This is a genomic window from Aquabacterium sp. UBA2148, assembly GCF_002328915.1.
GTDB lineage: Bacteria > Pseudomonadota > Gammaproteobacteria > Burkholderiales > Burkholderiaceae_C > Aquabacterium > Aquabacterium parvum.
On the sequence record NZ_DCXA01000010.1, the window covers coordinates 1 to 2,669 of the forward strand.

3 protein-coding genes are annotated in these 2,669 nt (G+C 68.9%); all 3 read left to right on the top strand.

What is annotated here, in order from left to right:
* A partial coding sequence (locus tag B2W70_RS00295; protein ID WP_286741914.1) for a sigma-54-dependent Fis family transcriptional regulator occupies positions 1-1,486 on the top strand: 1,486 nt, incomplete at its 5' end.
* A gap of 91 nt (positions 1,487-1,577) precedes the next feature.
* Positions 1,578-2,285 carry a bifunctional 2-polyprenyl-6-hydroxyphenol methylase/3-demethylubiquinol 3-O-methyltransferase UbiG gene (ubiG, locus tag B2W70_RS00300; protein ID WP_286741916.1) on the top strand — a complete coding sequence of 236 codons (708 nt, stop codon included), beginning with the start codon at positions 1,578-1,580 and terminating at the stop codon, positions 2,283-2,285.
* A gap of 2 nt (positions 2,286-2,287) precedes the next feature.
* A partial coding sequence (locus B2W70_RS00305; protein WP_286741917.1) for an HAD hydrolase-like protein occupies positions 2,288-2,669 on the top strand: 382 nt, incomplete at its 3' end.

The window sequence follows — 2,669 nt, forward strand, 5'->3', positions numbered from 1 at the left end:
CCACCCCCACACCTTCGCGCTGGTGCGATCGGCCGCCCGCATGATCGAAGACCGGCTCTTCCACGCCCGCCACGCTGGCGATCGCATCCTGCGCCTGCACCCGCTGGCCGAGGGCCTGGGCGGCGTCGGCGAGGGCCTGGTCGCGCTGTCGGAAGACGGCTGGGTGGTGGGCGCCAACCCCCTGGCCCAACAGTGGTTGGCCTTGCCGGCAGACCGAATCGGTGCCTGCACGCTGGAGCAGCTCACCGGCACCGGGCTGGGCCTGTGGCCGCCGGGACGGGTGCGCGTGCTCCAGGGCTCGCGGGGCGGCCAGGCCCTGCATGCTCGGCTGGACGGCACCGAGCGCGTGGTGATCCAGGCCCGCGCACCGACGCCCACCACCACACAAAGCGGCTGCGCCACGTGCCCACCGATCCGCGAACAAACGCCAACAGCGACGCACCCCGCAAAGCGGGACGCGCGGCCTGACGTCGTCCAGGCCCCCTGTCAGCCAACCGCCATGGACCCACGCGTTGCCGACGCCTTCTCACGCGCCCGGCGCGTGCAGGCGCAAGGCATCGCGCTGCTGATCCAGGGCGAATCAGGCACCGGCAAAGAGGTGCTCGCACGCCGCCTGCACGAAGAAGGCCCCCGGGCGGGCAAGCCCTTCGTGGCGGTCAATTGCGCGGCCCTGCCAGAGCAGTTGATCGAGGCCGAACTCTTCGGCTATGTCGGAGGCGCCTTCACCGGCGCGCGCCGCGAGGGCTCACCAGGTCGCATCCGCGAGGCCCACGGCGGCACCCTCTTCCTCGACGAAATCGGGGACATGCCGCTGCCACTTCAAGCTCGCCTGCTTCGCGTGCTGCAGGACAAGGCCGTTGTGCCTGTGGGCGGCGGTCAGGCCACGCCAGTCGACTTCCTGCTCGTGAGTGCCACGCATCAACGGCTCAAGGACGCCATCGCCTGCAACACCTTCCGCGCGGACCTCTACTACCGACTCAACGGCCTGAGCGTGACCCTGCCCCCGTTGCGCGAGCGGCAGGACTTCGACGCACTGCTGCACGAGATGCTCAGCCGCATCGCCCGCGAAATGGGTCGCCCGGCCATCGAGGGCGTGCACCCGGGCCTGCTCACTGCCCTGCGCCAGCACGCCTGGCTCGGCAACCTGCGACAGCTCCACGCCCTGCTGCGAACCGCCTGCGCCTTGCTGCCCTCCGATGCAAGGGACCTCGACTGGTCTCACCTGCCAGAAGACATGGCCGAAGAGCTGCATGCTGCCGATGGCATCAGGCCGCCACAGCCACCCCACGGGGCGGCATCGAATCCGCCCTCCCAAGCGGACACCAACGTGGGCGAGACCAACCTTCGCCGCCTGTCCAGCCAGGCCATCAGCCAGGTCATCGAGGCCACGCAGGGAAACATGTCGGAGGCGGCGCGACGCCTGGGCATCAGCCGCAACACCCTCTACCGCTGGCAACGTAAAGCCGGTCGCAACGACGTGAGCTGATCGCCTGCGGCGCAAACGCCCTGCCGCTGAATCAGGCATGACTTGAGCCACCTCGCGCGCAAACCGCCCGGCATTGGGTAGCATGTCGCCCATGATCAACGCCGACCCCCAAGAACTCGCGAAGTTTTCCGACCTGGCCCACAAGTGGTGGGACCCGGAGAGCGAATTCCGTCCCATGCACCAGATCAACCCCCTGCGCCTGGACTGGATCGACCAGTTCGCCGCCATCTCGGGCAAAAACGTGCTCGACGTGGGCTGCGGTGGCGGCATCCTGGCTGAATCCATGGCTCGCCGTGGTGCCAAGGTGCTGGGCGTGGACCTGGCCGACAAGCCCCTGAAGGTGGCCCAGCTGCACGCCATGGAGGGCGGCGTGGCCAACCTCGAGTACCGCAGCATCGCCGCCGAAGACCTGGCCGCCGAGCAGCCCGGCGCCTTCGACGTCGTCACCTGCATGGAGATGCTCGAGCACGTGCCCGACCCGTCGTCCATCATCCGCGCCTGCGCCAGCATGGCCCGCCCCGGCGGCTGGGTGTTCTTCTCGACGCTCAACCGCAACCCCAAGTCTTTCCTGTTCGCCATCGTGGGCGCCGAGTACGTGCTCAAGCTGCTGCCCAAGGGCACCCACGAGTTCTCGCGCTTCATCCGCCCGGCCGAGCTGGCCCGCTGGATCCGCGAAGCCGGCCTGGAGCTGGTGCAGTTCAAGGGCCTGGAATACAACCCCATCACCCGCCGCTACTGGCTCTCGGGCGACACCAGCGTCAACTACATGGTGGCTTGCCGCAAGCCCCTGCAAGGCTGAGCATGGCACTGACCGGTTCCATCGCCTGGCCGCACCCCGCCACCGCCGTCCTGTTTGACCTCGACGGCACCCTGGCCGACACGGCAGGCGACCTGGGTGGCGCACTCAACCGCTTGCGTCTGGACCGCGGGCTCGCACCACTGCCGCTGGACATGCTGCGTCCCTACGCCTCGGCGGGAGCACGCGGCCTGATCGGTGTGGGCCTGGACATCCGCCCCGGCCACCCCGAATTCGACGCCCTGCGCACGGCCTTCCTGGCGCACTACGACCAATGCCTGGCAGAGACCACCGCGTTGTTCGACGGCGTGTCCGCCATGCTCGATGAAATCGAGGCCCGTGGCCTCAAGTGGGGCGTGGTGACCAACAAGCCGCACCGTTTCACCG